The organism is Achromobacter sp. HZ34 (genome assembly GCF_002209485.1).
In the GTDB taxonomy this organism is placed as follows: Bacteria; Pseudomonadota; Gammaproteobacteria; order Burkholderiales; family Burkholderiaceae_B; genus Bordetella_C.
The window spans coordinates 706,350-728,342 of record NZ_NJIX01000002.1 but is presented as its reverse complement, the minus strand read 5'-3'; the positions used below and the strand labels follow the sequence as shown (position 1 = coordinate 728,342).

The window sequence follows — 21,993 nt, the reverse complement described above, 5'->3', positions numbered from 1 at the left end:
ATGGCCATTCTGATACTGCCCGCCACCGTGATCGTGGTGATTCTCATGGGTATTCCGCTGGCACTCATGGCGCGCATCTCTTTCAACGGCTTCAGTTCCACCGCCGGCATGCTGGAGCAGATGTTCACCGCACAGAACTACTGGCGCGCCGTGAGCGATCCGTTCTATCAGGATGTGCTGCTCACCACATTGGGTATCGCGCTGCTGTGCACGATCGTCACGCTGGCCTTGGCCTTTCCCGTGGCATATTGGCTGGCCAGGATGGAAAGCCGCTACAAGTCCCTGTTCACCATCCTGACGCTGTTTCCCCTGCTGGTCGGCAACGTGGTGCGAGCGGCGGGATGGGTGGCGCTATTAGGCAGTTCCGGGCTGGTCAACGCGTCGCTGCTGGGCGCCGGCCTCATCTCCAGCCCGGTGAAGCTTATGTATACCCCGGGCGCCGTCATCGCCGGCATTGTCGGTGTCGTACTGCCATACATGGTCTTGACGCTCTCCGCCGTGATCGAAAGCATACGCCGTGAAACAGAGGAAGCCGCGGCGAATCTTGGCGCGTCGCCGTTCACCGTGTTCCGCCGCATCGTCCTGCCGCAGGCAACGCCGGGCGTCGTGGCGGGGTGCGCCCTGGTGTTCATCTTGTGCATGAACGCATACTCCACGCCCGTGTTGCTGGGCGGTCCGCAATTCCAGATGATGGCGCCCGCGGTCTATGACCAGTTCACGCGCGCCAGCAATTGGCCGTTCGGGGCGGCGCTGTCCTTTGTCCTGCTTGCTGTGACGCTTTTGCTGACCGTGGCGGGGAGTGCCTTGCTGGGACGCCGATACAACCTGAGGAGCGCAAAATGAAAGGAGTCGTCGTTTGCCCGCAGCCGCGTGCCGCGGATGTCGGGGCGCGCATCCTTGCTTCCGGGGGGAATGCATTTGACGCGCTGGTGGCTACGGCCTTCGCCCAGATGATCAACGATCCCTTCATGGGCGGTATCGGTGGCATGGGAACCTTGCATTACTACAGCGCGGCGACGGGGCGCAGCCGCACCCTGGACTTCAATAACCGTGCGGGATCGCGGGTGACGCCTGATATGTGGGCCGGGGATGTGAAGGGGCGCACGGCGATCTCCCGTTATTCCCTGTTCGATGATTTCCGCAGCGAAATCGGCTACGGCTCCATCATGACCCCGGGCACGCTGGCGGGGCTCGGCACCTTCCACGAGTCATGTTGCTCAATGTCTTGGGATAGCCTGCTGCAGCCTGCCATCGAACAGGCCCTCGAGGGCGTCATCGTGACCCCGCACGCGCGCCAGGTCTGGGTGGCGTACGCACATCCCGGCACCCCCGATGGCCTGCGCCGTCTGGCTACCACGGCTGAAAGCGCGCGGATCTACCTGCATGCGGAAGGCAGGTTCTACGAGCCCGGAGAACGCATGATGCTGACCGATTACGGCCGTACGCTGCAGCGGATCGCCAGCGCGGGGTGGCGAGACTTCTACACAGGGGCGCTCGCCGATGAGATTCTGAACGACTTCGAAGCGAACGGCGCCTACGTGACCCGCGAAGACTTCGCGAATTACCGTGTCGATGAGGGGGTTCCGCTCGAAAGCCGATATCGTGGCTACACGGTGCGATCCAACAATCCGCCGGGCAGCGGCTTGACGGTCCTGCAGATCCTGAACATCCTGGATCACTTCGACCTCGGTAGCTTGGAGCATGGTGGCCCCGAGCATATGCATCTGGTGGCCAGCGCGATGGCGGCGGCGCACATGGATCGCAATCGCTATCTGGGCGATCCGCGCTACGTCGACGTGCCGGTCATGCAACTGATTGCGCCGGAGCGCGCGGCGTTCTGGGCGGACAGGATAGGCCGAGGTGAAAGAATCGGCGATGCGTTCGAGGATCTGCCAGGATGCACGACGCATGTAACGGTATGGGATGCGCAGGGCAATGTCGCGGCGCTGACGCATACGCTGGGAACGACGGCCGGTGTCGTCACGCCCGGATTGGGCTTCAACTACAACAACTCCATGAAGCTGTTCGATCCCATTCCCGGCAACATGAATTCGATGGCTCCCGGCAAGGCGCGGACGACCGGCATGTCCCCCACCATATTGTTCAAGGACGGCAAGCCCGTCCTGGCCGTGGGATCGCCGGGCGGAAGCGTGATCATCAGCGCCGTCGTGCAGGCCATCATCAACATCATCGACTTTGGCATGTCACCCGTCGAAGCCGTGACCGTGCCGCGCATTCATTGCGAAGGGCCGGTGATACACGCCGAGGCGACGGTGCAGTCGCGCGTCGTGGATGCATTGCGCGGCCGCGGGCATCAGGTACAGCATAGTTTCTACAGCTTCGATCCCGTCATGGCGCGGGCGCACGCGATCAGCCTCGTTGACGGCAAGCTGCGCGGAGGCGCCGATCCACGCGGTGGAGCCGGCGTCGCCTATGCCTGAGACGACGCGCGTACGTACTTAGCACCACACTAAAAATTCATCTGGAGAAAAACCATGTCGGATTCAGACAGGACCACTCGCGCCTGGCGTGTCTCGCCCTCTGCCTATCTTGCGCAGCGGCCCGTGGGCTACACGATTCCCCTTAAACCGCTTTCCTGCTACGTCGCGATGGACGATGGCGTGCGCCTGGCGCTTGACGTGCATCTGCCGCAACCCAAGGCGGACACGGCGGCGCCTGCGAGTTTTCCCACTATTGTCGTATTCACGCCTTACTACCGGCGCTTCGCCCTGGTGGATGACTCTGTCGCCACGGAGTGCAGTCCCAATACTTCGCGCTATCGCGACATGTTCATTCCACGCGGTTACGCCCTGGTGGTCGTCGATGTGCGCGGTACGGGCGCGAGTTTCGGACGCCGCGACAGCTTCCGCTCGCCACGCGAGCGCACGGATTACCATGCCGTGGCGGATTGGATCGTCGCGCAGCCATGGTCCAACGGCGCGATCGGGTCTACCGGTGTTTCGTACCTGGGCGCGGCGGCGGATTTCCTCTTGACCACCGGTCATCCGGCGATCAAGGCAGTGGCACCCTTGTTTGCGGTGTTCGATACGTATATGGAGAACTGCTATCCCGGCGGTTTGCTGCTGGCGAATCGGCTGGCGGGCAAGGATGGGCAGATCATGGGTGCGCTGGATCGCGATGACCGCGAACTGCGTCAGCAATTCGCCTATTTCAAGGATCCCAATCTGGCGGGTCCGCAGCCGGTGGACGAGGACGTGGACGGCAGCCTGTGCCGCGCCGCCATCATCGAGCATCGGGACAGCTTCCATATGGTGGATTTCATCACCGAGTTTCGCTACAAGGACAGCGCCTTGCCCTATGACGCCGCGTTCACGGCGGCGGTGATGGGACCCTATCACTATGCCGCGAATGCGACGCCCGGCGCGGCGGTTCTGTGCGTGTCGGGCTGGATGGACGGTGCTGCATATGCGAACGGCTCGGTCAGCCGCTACCTGACCTATGCGGACAGCCATCCGACCCATCTGCTGCTGGGACCCTGGGACCATGGCGCGCGGGTGAACGTGTCACCGTGGCGGGACGCGGTGGCGCCTGAGTTTCCCATCATGGCGGAGGTGCTGAGGTTCTTCGATCATTATCTTGCGGGCGTCGATAAGGGCTACGCGGACGAAGATCCCATCCATTATTTTTCCATGCATGAAGAACAGTGGCACAGCGCCCGCGAGTGGCCGGGCGGCGTCGTCCAACGGACGCTTTTTCTGGGCGGTAACGCCGGCTTGGTGGGGCAGCCTGAAAGGGGGGGGTGTGATACCTATCAGGTGGATCTCTCCGCGGGCACCGGTCGCCATACGCGCTATGAACGTGCCGCCGGCTACGAGAATACGGTGTGCTATCCCGCCTGGGAAGAGACGCAAAAAGGTTTTCTCAGTTATACGTCCGCACCATTGGATGACGCTTTTTCCATTGTCGGTCATCCGGTCTTCTCCGTGTTGTTGAGCGCGAGCGAGCCCGATGCTGCCTTGCACGTCTACGTGACGGAGGTAGAAGCCGATGGGACGATGCGATACGTCACGGAAGGGATGTTGCGAGCGTTGCATCGGAAGGTGTCGGAGCCCCCTGAAACCTATCGCTGCACCTGGCCCTACCAAAGCCTGAAGCGCGCCGACGCAGCGCCACTGGTGCCGGGAGAGCCGGTGCGCATCGAGTTCGCGTTGACGCCCACCGCATGGACATTTTCCCAGGGCAGCCGCATCCGGGTTTCGCTCGCGGGAGCGGATGCCCAGCATTTCGGGCAAGTCCCGCACGGCCGCCCGCCGTTGCTCACCGTACATCACGGCGAGCACTCGTACCTGCGCCTGCGCACGGACGTGCGCTGAGGCGCAAGGGTTTTCTCTGCTTTGGAGTATCTTCATGCGTGTACATATCATCGACGATTGGCTGGATGCGCTGCGCCAGCTGCCTTGCTATGGCCGGCTGGCGGGTCACGATGTCACTATCTGGAACGAGCATGAGCCGGATCCGGTGCGCCTGGCGGCGCGGATCAAGGATGCGGAGATCCTGGTGCTGGTACGGGAGCGCACCCCCGTGACGGAAGCGCTGGTCAGCCTGTTGCCGAATCTCCGGATGATCAGCAGTCGTGGTCATTATCCGCATGTCGATATCCCTGCGCTTACCCGCCGCGGTATCGTGTTCTGCTCTGAAACCCGCAAGGATCCTCTTTCCACGGCCACCTGCGAACTGGCGTTCACACTGATTCTGGCCGGCTTGCGTGACCTGCGTAATCAGATGGACAGTGTCAGGGCAGGGCGCTGGCAGACCCAGGTGGGGCGCAGCGCGGCGGGTCGGGTGCTGGGCCTGTATGGCTATGGCGCCGTGGCACGGCAGGTCGCGGCCTATGCCAAAGCGTTCGGCATGCACGTTTGGTGGTGGGCTTCGGACGCTGGACGTGAGCGGGCCGCGGCGGACGGCGAGCTGGTGGCGGACAGCCGTGCAGCCTTCTTCTCGCAGTCCGATGTGATCAGCCTGCACCAGCGGGTGGTGCCCGCTACCCGAGGTTCCGTGACAGCGCAGGATCTGGCGCTGATGAAGCCGGACTCACTGCTGGTCAACACCGCGCGCGCCGCGCTGATCGAGCCGGGGGCGCTGCTGGCGGCCCTGAATGCGGGCCGTCCTGGCCGGGCCGCGCTCGACGTGTTTGATGTCGAGCCCGTGCTGGATGCCAGCGATCCGTTGATTCATCACCCCAGGGTCATCGCCACACCGCACCTGGGTTTCGTCACCGAGGAGGTTCTGCAGATCGCCTTCGATTCCGTTTTCGCGCAGATCGAGGCATATGGCGGAGGCCAACTGCTCAATGCCATCAACCCGGATGCCTGGACTGCGGGGGGGCGTTAGTGCCGTCACTGCCGTTGCTGCTGTTGCTGCGTTAGTGCCGTTGCTGCGTTAGTGCCGCTACTGCCGCGCCGTGCGCGTGTCCGCCGGCGCCGGCATGCCCTTCGTTGCCCGCCAGGGATTGATGTCCAGTCCCCCGCGCCGGGTATAGCGCGCATAGACCGACAGCGTTTCCGGCCGGCACGTCCGCAGGATGTCGGTGAACATGCGCTCGACGCAGTGTTCGTGGAAATCGGCGTGCTGGCGGAAAGACACGATATAGGCCAGCAGGCCGGCGCGGTCGATGCGCGGCCCGCGGTAGTGGATGCGCACGCTGCCCCAATCGGGCTGCCCCGTGACCGGGCAGTTCGACTTCAGCAGGCGTGACGTCAGCGTTTCCTCCACGATGTCGGCCTGGTCAGCGGCGTGCAGCAAGTGCGGCGCGGGAGTGTAGGCTTCGATCTCGATATCCAGGTCATCCACGCAGACGCCGTCCAGTTCGGCGATCCGCTGCATATTGAATTCTTCCGGCGCAATCAGGCGCACGCCCACCGGGCCGCCTGCCGCCGCGCTCAGGTCCTGTTCCATGCGCGCCGCCACCGTCGCCAGGTCCGGCATGCGTTCCTGGTTATAGGAATTCAGATAGAGCTTGAAGGACTTGGATTCGATGAGGCACGGCGTGGTGGCCGGCACCGTGAAGCTGGCCAGCGCCACGCGGGGCTTGCCGCGCGGATCCAGCCAGGACACCTCATAGGCATTCCAGATGTCCACGCCCTCGGCGAACGGCAGGCTGTCCGCCGTGATATCCAGCGCCGCCCGGTTGGGCGCGCGGTCGATGGGAAACAGCAGCGTGGGATCGTACCGGTCGGGATAAGCGACCTCATGCCCCAGGGGCGCATCTTGCAAAGTCATGGCAACACACTAAATCAGTCAGACCGCCATTTTAGGCCGCTATGCCGCAAGGCAGGTCACCAGATTGTCTCCACATGTGGGTAGGCCTGGATTTTCCTGTCGGCCGTCGCAAGTCGTGCTTTATGCATGCGCGCGGTTGCGACGATGATGCGGTCAGCCGGATCCTTGTGGAACTCGCCGGGCAGGTCGACGCTGGCCGTGGCAATGCGCGCATCGACGGGGACGAAGCGGACGGCAGGGACGTGCGCGACCGTGTCCAGCCAGGCGTTGGCCGACATGTTCAACGCAAGGCGTTCGCTTTTCACGAGCAGGGCGATCTCCCACGCGGAAATGGCGGAGACAAGGATTTCACCATGCTCGCCTTTGTTCTGCTCCGTCTGGATGCCGTCCAGCGCCGCCGCACCCAGCGCGGCATCCCTTGCCACCCACCAGACCAGAGTATGCGTGTCCAGAACAATCACTGGGCGGCCTCCCAGTCGTCTTCGCCGACAGGCTCGAAGGGATCGTCATATCGGAGGACAGAGTCGCGCAGGAGGTCGAGCGCGTTTTCCTGTGAGGGCCGGTAGGGACGGATCTCCAGCGTGGGATGCCCATGGTCGGTGATGACAACGGGCTCCCCACCAGCTTCGACCTGCCGGAAGATCTCAAGTGCGTGAGCCTTGAAATGGGTCTTGGAAATAAACCGGTGGGCCACGATCAGCTCCATGACTCGCCCCTTAAGAATTAACGATTGAGGCGATAAATGACTATTTATTGTGGTCATTTTAGTGCCTTACAGAGGTTGGTCTCATTTCCATCGTTTACGTTCCCGCAAGTGGGGCTGTTTTAGCCAGCCGGTTGACGAAGATCTTCCACATTACGAAATTCGAATGAACTGTCATGAAACGCGATGGCGCGCCGCGATGAGGGTGCATTTCACCGAGATGGATTTCATTTCGTAATCCGAAACGATTGTTATAAGTTGTTGATTTAGATTGATAAAAAAATTCGTCTTGTAGAAGTGTTCGGGTGATTTTGCCGCGCAGCAAAAACCTAGACTGGTAGCCAACGAATCAAGGTTGTGCAGGACAGGGCAGCGCAGCAACGCAGTGCCGCAACGATGACTCCAAATGCGCAACCTTGATTCGGTGAATCGGCGGCTGGCAGGGCAAGGCCGCTTTGCAGTTCGGCATCTTTACTCGATAACTTCCAGGAGCAAGACCATGACGAACCGGGAAACCGACATTCAACGTCTGCAGCAGGATTGGGCCGAAAACCCCCGTTGGCAGGGGATCAAGCGCGGCTATGACGCCGCCGAGGTGGTGAAACTGCGTGGTTCGCGCGTGCCGGAATACAGCCTGGCCCAGCAAGGCGCCGCGCGGCTGTGGCAACTTCTGCATGAGGAACCTTTCGTCAACTCGCTTGGCGCCTTGACCGGCAACCAGGCCATGCAGCAGGTCAAGGCCGGCCTGAAGGCCATCTACCTGTCCGGCTGGCAGGTCGCCGGCGACGCCAACGTGGCCGGACAGATGTACCCCGACCAGTCGCTGTACCCGGCCGATTCCGTCCCCGCCGCCGTGCGCCGCATCAACAACACCCTCACGCGCTGCGACCAGATCCAGTGGATGGAAGGCAAGGAAGCAGGGCAGTGCGGCTACGTCGACTATTTCGCCCCCATCGTGGCCGATGCCGAAGCCGGCTTCGGCGGTGTCCTCAATGCCTTCGAACTGATGAAGGGCATGATCGAAGCCGGCGCGGCCGGGGTGCACTTCGAGGATCAACTGGCTTCGGTGAAGAAGTGCGGCCACATGGGCGGCAAGGTGCTGGTGCCCACCCGCGAAGCGGTCGCCAAGCTGATCTCCGCGCGCCTGGCGGCCGACGTGCTGGGCGTGCCCACCTTGCTCCTGGCCCGCACCGATGCCGATGCCGCCGACCTGGTCACCAGCGACGTCGACGAGAACGACCGGCCGTATATCACCGGTGAACGCACCGTCGAGGGCTTCTACCGCACGCGCGCCGGCCTGGACCAGGCCATCTCGCGCGGGCTGGCCTACGCGCCCTACGCCGACCTGGTGTGGTGCGAGACGGGCACGCCCAACCTGGAATACGCGCGCCGCTTCGCCGAGGCGCTGCAGAAGGAGTATCCGGGCAAGATGCTGGCCTATAACTGCTCGCCGTCCTTTAACTGGAAGAAGAACCTGGAGGACTCGGTCATCGCCAAGTTCCAGCGCGAGCTGGGCGCCATGGGCTACAAGTTCCAGTTCATCACGTTGGCCGGCTTCCATTCGCTGAACTACGGCATGTTCGAGCTGGCGCACGGCTATGCGCGACGCCAGATGAGCGCTTTCGTCGAGCTGCAGGAAAAGGAATTCGCGGCGGCGACGCTGGGATTCACCGCGGTGCGCCACCAGCGCGAGGTCGGTACCGGCTACTTCGACGCGGTGACGCAAGCCATCGAAGGCGGCCGCTCGTCGACCACGGCCTTGCACGGGTCGACGGAAGACGCGCAGTTCGACCATGAGTCGCGCCGCGAATCGCTGCGCCTGGCCGTGGCAGGGGGCCTGGAGATGCGTGCAACGGGGTAAGCAATTACGCGTCAGTCGATACCTACAATGAGGGTCGCCTTAGACAGCCAGGGCCACAAGTCCTGGCTGTTCGGCCGGGTCCGCACTCCATGCTCAGCTTCGTTCCTGCCGCCTGCACGCCAGACAAGCACTGGCCGCCAACTTTCTCAGCGAACCTGAAAACACGAGACGACGCCACAGCCCACCCAGCGACCGCTCAGTGGTGGGCGACCCCGAAGGACGCATGGGGTGCGTGAGAGTCCTTTCAGCCGTGTAGCACTGGGCATGACGACCTACGCTATGGCATTGCTCACTACCTAGTACCGGGACAGTACCGACATGTCCTCGAGGTAGAAAACGGGAGCTTTCAAGACGCTCCCGTTTTTATTCCGGTCTCGTAACTTGGTGACCGCGTCCTTCCTGTCTCCAAGATCTAATGATTTGTATCTAAAAAGATTCAAAGTGTGTGCTAATTGTGTCTTTATATTCTTTTATGTTACTCTTGGTCGAACTTATGTAACTGATCCTGTATTAATTAAGAAGAGGAAACATGATGCGCGGCGATCGATGGGTACGGAGTGGCTTACTGAGTTTGAGCATCGCGGGCCTGGCGGGCTGCGCGGGGACACACACGGTTGCGGACAAAGATGCAAGCGGCCATCTGGCGATTTCGGACTATCAGTCGTACGCCGCCCGGTATCTCGACGCCAAGGGGCAGCCGACGTATGACCCGAAGAGCCTGCTGGATGCGCTGGAAGCGGGCAAGGCCTTCAACGATGCCGGCATGTGGGCACTGAGCAGCGCCGCTTTCGACGCGGCAGCCGCCCAGCTGAGCTGGAAGGAAGACACTGTTCAGACGCCGGATGACGTAGCCAACCTGATCGGCACGACCCTGACCAGCAGCGCCTTTGGCGCCTATCAAGGCAAGATCTATCAAGGTTCAATGATCGACTACTACCAGGCGATCAACCACTTGATGCTGGGTGACGAAGCCAATGCGCGAGTCGATTTCAACCGTTTGCAGGTCCGCCAGGACAATGCGGCGACCCAACTCAAAGCCTACGCCGACTCGATCGACGCATCGGCCAAGTCCGATCTGTCGAACAAGGACCACGAAAGCGCCAAGAAGAGCTTGGCCGAGGTCGGTCCCAAGATTGCCGACGGCATCAAAGACCTGCCCGGGCACCTGGGCGCCTCGAAGATCCGCCTGTCCGCCGGCGACGCCATGAGTGCCGTGTTCCGCGCGACGTCGTCGTCCGAGTCCGACAAGCAGTCGAACAAGGCGAAGGACATGCTCAAGAGCGCAAACGAAGCCAGCGCCACGCGCGGCGGCAACGCCGTCCTGGCATACCTGACCCAGGAGCTGCAACGCGGCAAGGGCGGTCTGAACAACAAGGCCATTGTCCTGTTCGAGGACGGCGTGGGACCCAGCTTCAAGGAATTCCGTGTCGACCTTCCTTTGTTCATCGTGAGCAGCAAGGTTACGTATACTGGCTTGGCATTGCCCCAGTTTGTCCCCGGACACCCTGCTTATGGCAGCCTGAAGGTTGGCTCCGGCACAACGCAACAGGAAACGGCGGTTCTTACCGACCTGAATGAAGTGGCCGGGCTGGAATTCGATGCGGGCTACAAGGGCGTCGTGGCGAAGGCGGTGGTCTCGACGGTCGTCAAGACGGTCGCCCAAGCTGCGATCAACAACCAGGTCGACAAGTCCAAAGCAAACCCGCTGATTGGCGGGCTGCTCAAGCTGGGCACCGGCGCGGCGCAATATGCCTTGACCAAAGCTGACACGCGCGCCTGGGTCAATCTGCCCGACACCTTGCAAATGGTCGTGGTGGATCGTCCCACGGACGGTGTGCTGACCTTGACCAGCGCGCTGGGCGAGCCGGTGGCGCGGATTCCGCTGCAGCAGGACGTCAGCTCTCTGGTCCTGGTCAAGGCTTCCGGCACCGAAGGCAAGCCCGCGGTCTACGTGCAATCCCTACCGGCGCACGGGGTACTCGCCCAAAACGTGACGGCGCTGCAGGTCGCGCGTGGGCTTTGAGATGAAATATTCATATGCCCGGCTGGCGGGCGTTCTCTTGATGGGCCTGGCGGGTGCAGCCACTGCCCAGGGCCAGGCCCAGGTCCTGCCCACGACGCCCCGAGTCCTGACGTGCGACATGACCTTGGCGCCCGAATCGGCCTTGCGCGTTCAGGACGAGGCGACCGGCGAAGGTGCCTCGCTCGAAGGCGTGACGCTGGTCGATCTGTCCAGCGGCATGAAAGCCGTGCAGTTCTCGGTGCGCAACGCGCGTGACGCGATCCTGCGGGTTCGCTACACGGTCCAGTGGTTTGACGATTGTGGCCACCGCGTCATGAATGGCGCGCAGGTCATCGATGGTCTGGCGCTGGATCCCAAGCGTAATGACGTCATTCAATCCACGGCCTTGGATCCCCAGGCCACGCGAGCCTTCGTGCGCGTATACGTTGACAATTAAGCAGCAGACATCTAATGAAAAAAGCCTCTCTCATTGCCCTTCTGTCCTTGTTCCTGGCCGGTTGCCAGAATATGGCGGTGACGTCCAGCAACCCGAATGGAGACCTCAGCCGTACGGGGCAGCCGGGCATGGTGTCCTTCGGCCTGCAGAGCACCGACTTCGAATACGCCTCGAAGAAGGCCGTACAGGAATTTCTGGAGTCGCCCTATTCGAAGAAGCCGGGCGGCGGACGCTGGGTTGTGCAGATGGGCGAAGTCGTTAACGACACTACCTTCCGCATCGATACGGCCAGCATGACGTCGCGCATGAAGATTGCGTTGACCAAGACCGGCCAGTTCATCTTCACGGGCGCGACCGGCACGGAGCGCACCGATTACGTGAAGGATTCGCGCCAACTGAGCAAGTCCAAGATGTTCAATCAAAAGACCGTGGCGCGTGATGGCACGGTGGTCGCGTCCGATCTGGAAATGTTGGGCGGCATCCGCCAGCGCACGCTGGTGGATGGCGCGCAAAAGCAGCAGCAACTGGAATACGAATTCGACTTCCGCGTGGTCGAGCGTGATAGCGGTCTGGAAATTTTCCAATCGCTTATCCCCATCGATAAGCTTGGTCCCAACCAGAACTTCGCTTGGTAAGGGGGACGGACCATGACGAAATTTACTCCGATTTTCATGGGCCTGTCTTTGCTCGCGGCCAGTGCGGGTTCGGTGCAGATTGCGATGGGTCAAAGCCAGGCTCAGGCTCCGGCTCCGGCTCCGGCACCGACGCTGGCCGCGGTGCCGACGACGCTGACGCAAGCTGCGGCGGCGTCAGCACCTCCGCAGGCGTCGGAAACCCTGCTTGACAAGGCCACGGCGGCGAATGCCATGAGTGACGCACCCGTCCAGAGTTACGAAGACTGGGTCGCCGACTTTGAAAGGCAGTTTGGCCAAAGTATGAACGTGGCGCAGGATGGGCGTGTGTTCTATAGCGGCCGTGCGCCGGTTTCGAACGACAGCGCAGCCGATCCGCATTACGGCGTGCAGTTGGCAGCAGCCTATGACCGCGCGGTGTTCGACATGCAGGCTGACTTCATCCTGCAGACCTATGGTCGCGAGAAGACCAAGCTCGTGCTTTCGCTGTTCGAAGATCAGTCCAGCAACAAGGACGCGTTTGATCCAGCGGAGATCGAGGCGGCGACCAAAGCCGGCGGTAGTCGCTTGGATGCGCTACTGGACAAGGGCCTGGCTCTGCTGGATAAAAAGCTCGACAACGAATTGGTCAAGGAGGGGGTTCCGCCCGGTGACATCCAGAAGATGTCCGTGGAGCAGAAGAAGAATCTCTTCAAAGACAATCTGAGCAAGACGATAACGAAGTCGGCCTTTCACAATATGCAGGGGCTGGTGCCGGTACAAACACGCATTTTTCCGGATACCAAGAACGGCAAAAAAACGATGGTCGTGGCAGTGATCGCGGTGCAGTCGGATAAGACCCGTCAGTTCGCGCAGGATATCGCCCGCAAGCGTCCGTCGCTGGTCAAGGGCGCGCCCAAGCAGCTCAAGGACCTCCTTCCCGCAGACACCAAGGGGTATCTCGACGAGATCGGCCTGCGGTTCACCTATGACGAAGCGGGTCGTCCCATGTTGCTGTCCTACGGGCGCACTTCTGTTCCGATGGATCCAAGCTGGAGTGCCTCGCGTGCTATGCGCGCAGAACAGAATGCCCAAAGCATCGCTCAGTCGAACGCCGAGTCGAACATCATCGCCTTCATGAACAACAATATCCAGATCTCGGAGAGCGACGAGACGGGTACGGTTAATGAAGACTGGGCCAAGAAGATCACCGACGTCAGTAACGGCAAGGCAGGCGAAAGCGAGGAAACTCGCGAACAGGTGGTCGAGACGATACAGAAGTTCACGCGATCGGGTACGGCGACTGCGAACGGCGAGCTGCGCGGCACCAGCGTCCTGAAGCGCTGGAGCACTCAGGATGCCAACGGCGTCACGCACGTTGGCGTTGTGGTGGGATGGACCTACGGGCAGCTCGATAACGCCAATGCCATTGACGCTCAGTCGCGCGGCAGGGCGACCGGTCAGCAATCGGACGCTAATCGCGCCCCGGCTTCCGACCAGTCCAGGATGTCCAAGCCCATCAATAACAAAAATGACTTCTAACGGCCGTCAGCCCATCCCACAGGAACATTTAATGAGAGCCGTTCTTTCATTCCTGGTCATTTCCCTGACCCTGTGTCTGGGCCTGAGTTCTGGTGCTCGCGCCCAGGTCACCGAAGCCACGGTTACGGCAGACGGACAGGGTATGAGCCGTGACGACGCGATTCAGAATGCGCTGGTCAATGCCGCAGGCCAGGCCTTTGGCGTGCGTCTGTCAGCGCAATTCGGGACACAGACGATAGCGGCCGATGGCTCCGTGGACAACCAGGACCATTCCGCCGTCATGAATGTTCTGAACAAGAACATTCAGCAAGTGCTCAACGCCCCGCAGAACGCGCCGATACTGGGCTACGACGTCAACAACGCGGCCGAGAATCCCGGCCACGGCTGGGAAGCCAGCGTGACGCTGCGTTATGCCAAGTACGAACGCCTGGGCTCGGACAGCAATCGCCGCAGCGTGGTCGTGGTCAGTAGCAGTCGACAGTTTCGTCAGCAGTTGATCCAGGGGATAAGCCAGTCGCTGGTGGGTACCCGCCGTTTCGATGTGCTGAATCGGGAAAACGACCAGCTGTTTCAGAACGAGAAGGACTTCATTCTGGGCGACGCCGCGGCCAACCCCGAAATTGCCCGTTTGTCTCAGGCCAGCGGCGCCGACTACCTGGTGGTGGCGCAGTTGCAGAACCTGGGGGTGAGCAATAACCAGCGGGAAACCATCGCAATGACGGGCGAGGTTCTGGTCAATAGCGCTGCCAGCGGGACGCTGCAACTGCAGGTGATCGAATTTGCCTCGCGCAAAGTCAAATGGGTTGGCTCGCAACGCTTTGGCGGGAACTACGCAGGCGCTACCAGCGTGGGCGCTGGCGCCCTGGCCGGATTGATCAGCGGCGCATCGGACAAACTGGTGGCGCGCATGATCGATGCAATCTACCCTATGCAGGTCATCAAAGTCATGGGTGACACCGCCATCGTCAACCGGGGCGAAGGCGGCATCTCCGCCGGCGAGACTTTTGCTGTCTTCCAAGTAGGCGAAGAGCTGCGCGACCCGCAGAGCGGCGAATCGCTGGGCCCGATTGAAACCGAAGTGGGCCTGGGCCGTGTCACCGAAGTGAAACCCAAGTTTTCATTCTTGAAAATGGCTTCCGGTACTTTGACCGAAGGCGCCAGCTATATCGTGCGCAAGACGGACAAGCGGCCCATGGCCGCGGCTGCCGCCCGATCCGCGCCGAAGCGCAGCACCGCAGCGGCCGCGCCGCGCAAGTCCACGGAGCCCGACCGCGCCAGCGTATTCCTTAACAATTGAACACTTGGCTGTCGCGCTGTCCCGCTGTCCCGCTGTCCCGCGGTCGGCCCACGCTCGCGGCGCGACCGTGGGCCAGCAAAAATTTCTTATGTTCAATTTCTAGCCAAGACTTGAACACGGAATTTCTGATACCCCGTTGCAATGGACTTTATTGACGCCTGCTGAGCAAGGCAAGCTGGTCTGACTTTTTTGAATGCTGATGGCCTCACCAGCCCCATCGCTTTGGGCATCCCTGATCGCTAAGCTGACCCTTTATGCATATGCGTCAACACCAGCGCGGTGGCGGCGGCGCGTGTCTCCACGCCCAGCTTCACGTACACATGTTCCAGGTGCTTGTTGACGGTGCGCGGGGCCATGCCCAGGATCTCGCCGATATCCCGGTTGGTCTTGCCCTTGGCCAGCCAGTGCAGCACTTCGCCTTCGCGCGCGGTCAGCTGGTAGGCCGCCGCCAAGGTGTCAGCCGCAGCGGCCGGCAATTCGCGTTCGTCCATCAGCAGCACGTATTCGCCCGCCTTGCGCGAGGCGGTCAGGCGCAGCCGCAGTTCACGCTTGCCGGCGGCGGGGGCCGTAGCAGCAGAAGCAGCCGAGGTAGCGCCGGCAACGACGGTGAACTCCCCGGCATCCTCCGTCCGCGGCCGTTCCAGCTGTTGCGCGATCCACGTCGCCAGCACCGGCGGTAGCCCCGCGGCATTCTCGGGATGCGCGAAATACTCGCTCAGCCACAGCCGCGCCTTGCTGGTCTTCCACGTCACCTGGCCCTGCCCGTCCAGCACCACCACCGCATTGGCCACCGCGTCCATGGCATTCATGGCCACCGACATGATGCGCGCATTGCGCAGATGCGCGTCCAGCCGCGCCAGCACCACATCGGTATCGATGGGCTTGGTGACGTAATCGATGCCGCCCGCCTGGAAGCCGCGCACCACATGCTCGGGCTCGGTCAGCCCGGTCATGAAAACCACCGGCACATGGCCCGCCACCGGATGCGCCTTGATGCGGCGGCACGCTTCGAAGCCGTCCATCACGGGCATCAGGGCGTCCATCAGCACGATGTCCGGCAGCACGAAGTCCAGCCGTTCCAGCGCCGACGCCCCGTCCGTCGCCACGACGACCATATAGCCGGCCTCGTCCAAGGCGTCCGACAGCATTTTCAGGTTGTCGGGCGTGTCATCGACCAGCATCACCAGTTTGTTATCGGAGGCTTGCGGCATGGTGCTGTAGATACTCCTTCAATAGCGTGTTGTATTCCCCCAGCCGGAAATCCTTGGCCAGCAGCGCCAGATGATCGATCAAGGGCGCGGTGTGCGGCGCGCGCGCCCGTATCTCGTCCAGCCGCGCAAAAATTCCCTTGATATAGCCCATGGCGCCCAGTTCCAGCAGGGACTCGGCATCCTCGCGTTCCAGCACCACGGCACGCAGGCTGGCCGCGCTCGGCGCCGTGGGGTCGGGCGCCAGGGCCTGCACCACCCATTCCAGTTTCAGGTGCAGGCCGATCTTGCTGAGCAGGTCGTCCAGGTTCACCGGCTTCATCATCCAGTCGGTCAGGCCCGCCTCCACGGCCTCCTTGGGGTCCAGCGCATAGGCATTGGCCGACACGATGATGACGGGCACGGCCACCCCCTGGTCGCGCAGCACGCGGCACACTTCCGAACCCGCCAGGCCCGGCATGGAGATGTCCATCAGGATCAGGGCCGGCCGCAGCGTGTGCACGCACGCCAGGCAGTCCTGCCCATTGCCCGCTTCGTGGATGTCGAACCCGAGCGGCTCCAGCATGGCGCGCAGGATGCGGCGCTGCGAAGGCTGGTCGTCGACGATCAGCACGCTGCGCCGTTCTCCAACATAGCCGACCACCGGGCCGCTGGGCCGCAGATCGCTGCGGGGCGAACGCACTTCCGGCAGGAACAGCTTGAGCGTGAAGGCGCTGCCTTTGCCGACCTCGCTGCGCACGGTCAGTTCGCCGCCCATGATGCCGGTCAGCATGCGGCAGATGGTCAGGCCCAGGCCGGTGCCGGTGTCGGCCTGCTCGGTGGCGGCCCAGCTGCGCTCGAATGGCATGAAGATGCGCTCCAGGTCTTCCGCCGGAATCCCCGCGCCGCTGTCTTCGACTTCCATCTGCACCATGTTCGAGGCATAGCGCACACGCAGCGCCACGTGGCCGCCCCGCGTGAATTTCACGGCATTGCTCATCAGGTTGATGAGGATCTGGCGCAGGCGCTTTTCGTCGATGTGGACGATCTTGGGCAGATTGGGCGCCGCTTCATAGTCGAAAGCCAGCCCCTTGAGCGCGGTCTGCGGCTGGAACATCCTGACGATCTGGTCGAGGAATTCCGGCAGGCGCAGGTCGGCGGTTTCCAGGCGCAGCTTGCCGGCTTCGATGCGGGCGATGTCGAGCAGGCCGTCGATCAGGCCGATCAGGTGCTTGCCGCTGCGATGGATGACGTCGATGGCCTCGCGCCGGCCGGTGGGCATGGCGGCATCGCGCTGCAGGATCTGCGCATAGCCCAGGATGCTGTTGAGCGGCGCGCGCAGTTCGTGGCTCATGCCGCCCATGAAGCGGCTCTTGGCCAGGTTGGCGGACTCGGCCGCTTCCTTGGCTTTTTGCAGTTGGGCATCGGTTTCGTTGTGGGCGTCGATTTCCCTCAACAGCAGATTGGTCTGGCGGTCGGATTCTTCCTGGGCAACCTGGCGGCTTTCATTGGTCAGCACCAGCCACCAGGCCGCCACGCCACCGATCAACAGCAGCGCGGCGAACAGCTTGAGGAAAGTCGCCCGCAGGGCCGACGTGTCCGCGCCGATCTGCGCGAAAGTGACGGCCTCCTGGTAATAGATCAGCGCCAGGATGGCGGCGAGCACGCCGCCCATCATGCCTAGTGTCACCAGGTAGTGGGCCAGCCGGGTATGGAACAGTGGCGTGGCCGCGCCGGGCAGGAAGCGGCGCAGGGTGGCGCCCAACTGGTCCTGCAGGCGCGAATCGGTCTTGCAGCGGTCCTGGCAGCGCGCGTCCAGGGTGCAGCACAAGGAGCAGATGGCGCCGCTGTAGGCAGGGCAGTGCGCCATGTCCTGTATCTCGAACGCGTTGGCGCAGATGACACAGCGCAAGGTGTAGGCGTACGTGCCCGCGTCGGCGGCGGCGCGACCCAGGGCCACCGTACCCGCATCGGCGGCAGCACCGCACCCGGTGCCGCAAGCCCGCCCGCCGCTTTCGCCACAGCCTTCCCTGCAACTCTCGCCGCAGCCCTCGTCGCCAGCCGCCGCTGCACGCGCGGCCGGTGCCAGGTCATGCGGCTGGCGCGCCAGGTAGTAGCGTCCCCGCGTGGCGCGCGCTATCGCCGGCGCGGTAACGAACGCGGCCAGCAGCGCGATGAAAGGCGAGAGGGCCTGTGCCACCGCGCCGAACACGCCGGCATAGGCCACCAGCGACAGGATCAATGCCAGCAGCATGCTGCCCACGCCCACCGGGTTGATGTCGTACAGATAGGCACGGCGAAACTCGATGCCGCGCGGGCTCCAGCCGAGCGGCTTGTTGACCACCAGGTCGGCCACCAGCGCGCCTATCCAGGCGATGGCGACGTGCGCGAAGATGGCCAGCACGTGCTCCAGGGCGTCGAACACGCCCATTTCCATCAGCCCGATGGCAATCAGCACGTTGAATACCAGCCACACCACGCGGCCGGGATGGCTGTGCGTGATGCGCGCAAAGAAATTGGACCAGGCCAGCGAACCGGCATAGGCATTGGTCACATTGATCTTCACCTGCGACACCACCACGAACAGCGTCATCGCACCCAGTGCCCAGGCGGGATGGGCGAACACGTACTGGAAGGCCACCAGATACATCTTGGTCGGATCCGCCGCCTTCGCCGCCGGCACGCCATGGCCCAGCGCCAGATAGGCCAGGAAGGCGCCCGCCAGCATCTTCGCCGCGCCGGGGATGATCCAGCCGGGGCCAGCGCACAGCAAGGCCAGCCACCAGCGCTTGCGGTTGGCCGCCGTTTTGGCCGGCAGGAAACGCAGGAAGTCGACCTGCTCGCCGATCTGCGTGATCAGCGCCGCGCCCACCGCCACGCCGGCGCCGAACATCAGCAGGTCGAAGTGGCCGCCATTGCCGCTGCGTCCGGCGTAATCGAACAGCCCGGACAGCGCGCCCGGGTCCTTCACCAGGATGAACACGTACGGCAGCACCAGCAACAGCAGCCACACCGGCTGCGTCCAGGCCTGCAGGCGGTTCACCAGCGTGATGCCGTAGGTGACGAAAGGGATGATGACCACCGCGCACACCAGATAACCCAGCGACAGCGGCAAGCCCGTACACAACTCTATCGCCAGCGCCATGATGGCCGCTTCCAGCGCGAAGAAGATGAAGGTGAAGGATGCGTAGATCAGCGATGTGATGGTCGAGCCGATATAGCCGAAGCCGGCGCCGCGCGTCAGCAGGTCCATGTCCAGCCCGTGGCGGGCGGCGTAATACGCGATGGGCAGGCCGGTGAAGAAGATCAGCACCGACACGGCCATGATGGACCAGAAGGCGTTGATGAAGCCGTAGTTCAAGGCCAGCGCGCCGCCGATGGCTTCCAGCGCCAGGAAGGAGAGGGCGCCCACCGCCGTATTGGCGACGCGGAACTCCGACCACTTGCGGAAGGACAGCGGCGTGAAGCGCAGCGCGTAGTCCTCCAGGGTCTCGTTCGCGACCCACGTGTTGTAGTCGCGCCTGATCTTGACGATGCGTTGGGTTGCGCTGGCGTCCACGCTGTCTGTCCCCTTGTTGTGTTTAGGTATGTACGTATGCGTTGATTGACGTATGCCTGCTTTGTACCCGCTGGGGACGGCACGGCCACTACGTCAATCAACGTATGTTGCGCTGCGTCATGCGTTCCTAGTATTGCATCGAACCCCCGGGTACGGCGCACATTAAAGCATCGCCGCGACATCGGGTTTCCCCTAAAGCGTCTCATCCGCAAGGAGCGTTCGATGTCTCGCAAACCCCCCTTCCAAAACGAACTCGCGTCGCCTTCTCGCCGGCGCGCGGCACTGACGCTGGCCTCGCTGCCACTGCTGGGCATCCCCGCCTTCAGCCGTGCCGCCGGACCCGCCACGTCCGTCGTCAACACCACGGGGCGGGCGATTACCGACACCGAAGTGACCGTCGGCCAATTGCACTCGGCCACCGGCACCATGGCCATCAGCGAAACCGGCTCCATCCAGGCCGAGCGCCTGGCGATCGAGCAGATCAACGCCGCCGGCGGCATCCTGGGCCGCCAGATCAAGATCATCCAGGAAGACGGCGCGTCGGACTGGCCCACCTTCGCCGAGAAGGCGCGCAAGCTGCTGGTCAGCGACAAGGTGGCCACCGTGTTCGGCTGCTGGACCTCGGCCTCGCGCAAGGCGGTGCTGCCGGTGTTCGAAAAGGAAAACGGCCTGCTCTACTACCCGACCTTCTACGAAGGCCTGGAGCAGTCCAAGAACGTCTTCTACACGGGCCAGGAAGCCACCCAGCAGATCCTGGCCAGCCTGAACTGGCTGCACGAGACCAAGAAAGCCAAGACCTTCTACCTGGTGGGCTCCGACTACATCTGGCCGCGCACCTCGAACAAGATCGCGCGTAAGCACATCGAGAACGTGCTGAAGGGCGAAGTGGTGGGCGAGGATTATTTCCCGCTGGGCCACACGCAGTTCGGTTCGCTGATCAACAAGGTCAAGCTGAAGAAACCGGACGTGGTGTTCGCCGACGTGGTGGGCGGCAGCAACGTGTCCTTCTACAAGCAGTTGAAGGCCGCCGGTGTCACCGCCGAGAAGCAGAAGCTGCTGACGATTTCCGTGACCGAGGACGAACTGTTGGGGATCGGCGGTGAAAACGCCGAAGGCTTCTATTCGTGCATGAAGTATTTCCAGAGCCTGGACAACCCCAACAACAAGAAGTTCGTGGCGGCCTTCAAGGCCAAGTACGGCGCCAACGCGGTGATCGGCGACGTCACCCAGGCTGCTTACCTGGGCCCGTGGCTGTGGAAGATGGCGGTGGAGAAGGCCGGCAGCTTCGATGTCGACAAGGTGGTGGCCGCGGCCCCGAACCAGGAATTCAAGGACGCGCCCGAAGGCTACGTGAAGGTCGACCCCAACCATCACTTGTGGAGCCGCACCCGCGTGGGCCAGATCCGCAAGGATGGCCAGTTCGACGTGGTCTATGAAACCAAGGACCTGATCAAGCCGGATCCCTTCCCCGCCGGTTACCAGTAAGCAGTTCGCGCGCGGACGGCAGCCGCCTGCGCGGCGCGGCCGTCCGCGGTTCCGCGCAATGCAAGCCGGCCGCGCGCCTGTACCGATATCCACCCCACATCCACCCGAGGCCAGCCATGGAATCCTTCTCAGACCTGGGCGCCATTCTCCTGATGCAAGGCTTCAATGGCCTGTCCGTCTTCAGCGTCCTGCTGCTCATGGCCCTGGGCCTGGCCATCATTTTCGGCCAGATGGGGGTCATCAACATGGCGCACGGGGAATTTCTCGCCGTCGGCGCCTATACGACGTACCTGTTTTCCGAGCTGACGCAACAATACCTGCCGTCGCTCATGCCTTACTACTTCTTCTTCGCCATCGTGGCCGCCTTCGCCGTCGCCTTCATCCTGGGCTGGCTGGTGGAATGGCTGATGATCCGCCACCTGTACCGCCGTCCCCTGGACACGCTGCTGGCCACCTGGGGCCTGTCGCTGGTGATGCAGCAGGCGCTGCGCTCCATCTTCGGCCCGCGTGAAGTCAGCCCGGCCCTGCCGGAATGGCTGATGGGATCGGTGCAGCCGCTGCCCGGCGTTGACATCCCGGTCAACGGACTGGTGGTGATGGTCATCACCCTGGTCCTTACCTGCGGCCTGCTGCTGGCCTTGTTCCGCTCCACCTGGGGGCTGCATGTGCGCGCCACGGTGCAGAACCGCGTGATGAGCGGCTCGGTGGGGATCGATACCAAGCGGGTCGACCGTGTCACCTTCGCGCTGGGCTGCGGCATTGCCGGGATCGCCGGCGCGGCGTTCACCACGATAGGGTCGACCGGTCCGACCAGCGGCTCGCTGTACATCGTCGATACCTTCCTGACCGTGGTGTTCGGTGGCGCGGCCAGCCTGTACGGCACCATCGCGTCGGCCTTCCTGATCGCCCAGACCCAGTCCGTGTCGGAATTCTTCCTGACCGGTTCCATGGCCAAGGTGCTGGTCCTGTCGGCGGTGGTGATCATCCTGATGCTGCGCCCGCAAGGGTTGTTCTCAATCAAGGTCCGCAAGTAGGCGGTGGGAGCACGA

Annotated in this window: 17 protein-coding genes; 12 read left to right on the top strand and 5 right to left on the bottom strand. The window is 62.7% G+C overall.

Features of this window, described 5'->3' with window-relative positions:
• Genes CEY05_RS09950 through CEY05_RS09935 form a run of 4 tightly spaced genes read left to right on the top strand, consistent with a single transcriptional unit; the run spans position 1 to position 5,352 of the window.
• Positions 1-843, top strand: a complete 843-nt coding sequence (locus CEY05_RS09950) for an ABC transporter permease (RefSeq protein ID WP_088598303.1) — start codon at positions 1-3, stop codon at positions 841-843.
• Positions 840-2,441 carry a gamma-glutamyltransferase gene (gene ggt / locus CEY05_RS09945; protein ID WP_088598302.1) on the top strand — a complete coding sequence of 534 codons (1,602 nt, stop codon included), beginning with the start codon at positions 840-842 and terminating at the stop codon, positions 2,439-2,441. Before CEY05_RS09950 ends, ggt begins: the two co-directional genes overlap by 4 nt.
• 54 nt (positions 2,442-2,495) lie before the next feature.
• Entirely contained in the window at positions 2,496-4,334 is a 1,839-nt protein-coding gene (locus CEY05_RS09940; protein WP_088598301.1) for a CocE/NonD family hydrolase, read from the top strand.
• Positions 4,335-4,368: 34 nt separating this feature from the next.
• Positions 4,369-5,352: a D-2-hydroxyacid dehydrogenase family protein gene (locus CEY05_RS09935; RefSeq protein WP_088598300.1), complete on the top strand. Its 984-nt coding sequence runs from the start codon at positions 4,369-4,371 to the stop codon at positions 5,350-5,352.
• 57 nt (positions 5,353-5,409) lie between these two features.
• Here CEY05_RS09935 and queF read toward each other — a convergent pair whose 3' ends face one another.
• Genes queF through CEY05_RS09920 form a run of 3 tightly spaced genes read right to left on the bottom strand, consistent with a single transcriptional unit; the run spans position 5,410 to position 6,937 of the window.
• A complete protein-coding gene (gene queF / locus CEY05_RS09930; protein WP_088598299.1) occupies positions 5,410-6,240 on the bottom strand; it encodes an NADPH-dependent 7-cyano-7-deazaguanine reductase QueF in 831 nt (276 codons plus the stop codon).
• A 56-nt stretch (positions 6,241-6,296) separates the two neighbouring features.
• Complete coding sequence (locus tag CEY05_RS09925) at positions 6,297-6,701, bottom strand: type II toxin-antitoxin system VapC family toxin (protein WP_088598298.1); 405 nt, start codon at positions 6,699-6,701, stop codon at positions 6,297-6,299.
• Complete coding sequence (locus tag CEY05_RS09920) at positions 6,698-6,937, bottom strand: type II toxin-antitoxin system Phd/YefM family antitoxin (protein WP_088598590.1); 240 nt, start codon at positions 6,935-6,937, stop codon at positions 6,698-6,700. The genes CEY05_RS09925 and CEY05_RS09920 overlap by 4 nt, the downstream gene beginning before the upstream one ends.
• Positions 6,938-7,442: 505 nt before the next feature.
• Between CEY05_RS09920 and aceA the strand changes: the two genes are divergently transcribed.
• The 6 genes from aceA to CEY05_RS09890 all read left to right on the top strand — a co-directional run bounded on the left by aceA (position 7,443) and on the right by CEY05_RS09890 (position 14,713).
• Positions 7,443-8,804 carry an isocitrate lyase gene (gene aceA, locus CEY05_RS09915; RefSeq protein WP_088598297.1) on the top strand — a complete coding sequence of 454 codons (1,362 nt, stop codon included), beginning with the start codon at positions 7,443-7,445 and terminating at the stop codon, positions 8,802-8,804.
• A 529-nt stretch (positions 8,805-9,333) separates the two neighbouring features.
• Positions 9,334-10,827 carry a hypothetical protein gene (locus tag CEY05_RS09910; RefSeq protein WP_143220351.1) on the top strand — a complete coding sequence of 498 codons (1,494 nt, stop codon included), beginning with the start codon at positions 9,334-9,336 and terminating at the stop codon, positions 10,825-10,827.
• A 1-nt stretch (position 10,828) separates the two neighbouring features.
• A complete protein-coding gene (locus CEY05_RS09905; RefSeq protein ID WP_143220349.1) occupies positions 10,829-11,263 on the top strand; it encodes a DUF1425 domain-containing protein in 435 nt (144 codons plus the stop codon).
• A 14-nt stretch (positions 11,264-11,277) separates the two neighbouring features.
• On the top strand, positions 11,278-11,898 hold the full coding sequence (locus tag CEY05_RS09900) for a penicillin-binding protein activator LpoB (RefSeq protein WP_088598294.1): 621 nt from the start codon (positions 11,278-11,280) through the stop codon (positions 11,896-11,898).
• Positions 11,899-11,910: 12 nt separating this feature from the next.
• Positions 11,911-13,416, top strand: coding sequence for a DUF6844 domain-containing protein (locus CEY05_RS09895; protein ID WP_143220348.1), 1,506 nt, complete (start codon positions 11,911-11,913; stop codon positions 13,414-13,416).
• Positions 13,417-13,447: 31 nt separating this feature from the next.
• Positions 13,448-14,713: a hypothetical protein gene (locus CEY05_RS09890; protein ID WP_143220346.1), complete on the top strand. Its 1,266-nt coding sequence runs from the start codon at positions 13,448-13,450 to the stop codon at positions 14,711-14,713.
• A 239-nt stretch (positions 14,714-14,952) separates the two neighbouring features.
• On the opposite strand, the gene CEY05_RS09885 is transcribed toward CEY05_RS09890, so the two are convergent.
• Together CEY05_RS09885 and CEY05_RS09880 are read right to left on the bottom strand one after the other, a co-directional pair.
• The gene (locus CEY05_RS09885) at positions 14,953-15,924 is read right to left on the bottom strand and encodes a response regulator transcription factor (RefSeq protein WP_088598291.1); all 972 of its coding nucleotides are present in this window, start codon (positions 15,922-15,924) and stop codon (positions 14,953-14,955) included.
• Positions 15,905-19,459 carry an ATP-binding protein gene (locus CEY05_RS09880; protein ID WP_088598290.1) on the bottom strand — a complete coding sequence of 1,185 codons (3,555 nt, stop codon included), beginning with the start codon at positions 19,457-19,459 and terminating at the stop codon, positions 15,905-15,907. Before CEY05_RS09880 ends, CEY05_RS09885 begins: the two co-directional genes overlap by 20 nt.
• Before the next feature lie 222 nt (positions 19,460-19,681).
• On the opposite strand from CEY05_RS09880, the gene urtA reads away from it, so the two are divergent.
• Both urtA and urtB read left to right on the top strand, forming a co-directional pair.
• A complete protein-coding gene (gene urtA / locus CEY05_RS09875; protein WP_088598289.1) occupies positions 19,682-20,944 on the top strand; it encodes an urea ABC transporter substrate-binding protein in 1,263 nt (420 codons plus the stop codon).
• 116 nt (positions 20,945-21,060) lie between these two features.
• Entirely contained in the window at positions 21,061-21,978 is a 918-nt protein-coding gene (urtB, locus tag CEY05_RS09870; protein ID WP_088598288.1) for an urea ABC transporter permease subunit UrtB, read from the top strand.
• Positions 21,979-21,993: the final 15 nt, after the last annotated feature.

Bases quoted from the DNA above. Each gene is read 5' to 3' on its own strand.
- CEY05_RS09950 (WP_088598303.1), top strand. From the start codon at position 1: ATGGCCATTCTGATACTGCCCGCCACCGTGATCGTGGTGATTCTCATG.
- ggt (WP_088598302.1), top strand. From the start codon at position 840: ATGAAAGGAGTCGTCGTTTGCCCGCAGCCGCGTGCCGCGGATGTCGGG.
- CEY05_RS09940 (WP_088598301.1), top strand. From the start codon at position 2,496: ATGTCGGATTCAGACAGGACCACTCGCGCCTGGCGTGTCTCGCCCTCT.
- CEY05_RS09935 (WP_088598300.1), top strand. From the start codon at position 4,369: ATGCGTGTACATATCATCGACGATTGGCTGGATGCGCTGCGCCAGCTG.
- queF (WP_088598299.1), bottom strand. From the start codon at position 6,240: ATGACTTTGCAAGATGCGCCCCTGGGGCATGAGGTCGCTTATCCCGAC.
- aceA (WP_088598297.1), top strand. From the start codon at position 7,443: ATGACGAACCGGGAAACCGACATTCAACGTCTGCAGCAGGATTGGGCC.
- CEY05_RS09910 (WP_143220351.1), top strand. From the start codon at position 9,334: ATGATGCGCGGCGATCGATGGGTACGGAGTGGCTTACTGAGTTTGAGC.
- CEY05_RS09905 (WP_143220349.1), top strand. From the start codon at position 10,829: ATGAAATATTCATATGCCCGGCTGGCGGGCGTTCTCTTGATGGGCCTG.
- CEY05_RS09900 (WP_088598294.1), top strand. From the start codon at position 11,278: ATGAAAAAAGCCTCTCTCATTGCCCTTCTGTCCTTGTTCCTGGCCGGT.
- CEY05_RS09895 (WP_143220348.1), top strand. From the start codon at position 11,911: ATGACGAAATTTACTCCGATTTTCATGGGCCTGTCTTTGCTCGCGGCC.
- CEY05_RS09890 (WP_143220346.1), top strand. From the start codon at position 13,448: ATGAGAGCCGTTCTTTCATTCCTGGTCATTTCCCTGACCCTGTGTCTG.
- CEY05_RS09885 (WP_088598291.1), bottom strand. From the start codon at position 15,924: ATGCCGCAAGCCTCCGATAACAAACTGGTGATGCTGGTCGATGACACG.
- urtA (WP_088598289.1), top strand. From the start codon at position 19,682: ATGTCTCGCAAACCCCCCTTCCAAAACGAACTCGCGTCGCCTTCTCGC.
- urtB (WP_088598288.1), top strand. From the start codon at position 21,061: ATGGAATCCTTCTCAGACCTGGGCGCCATTCTCCTGATGCAAGGCTTC.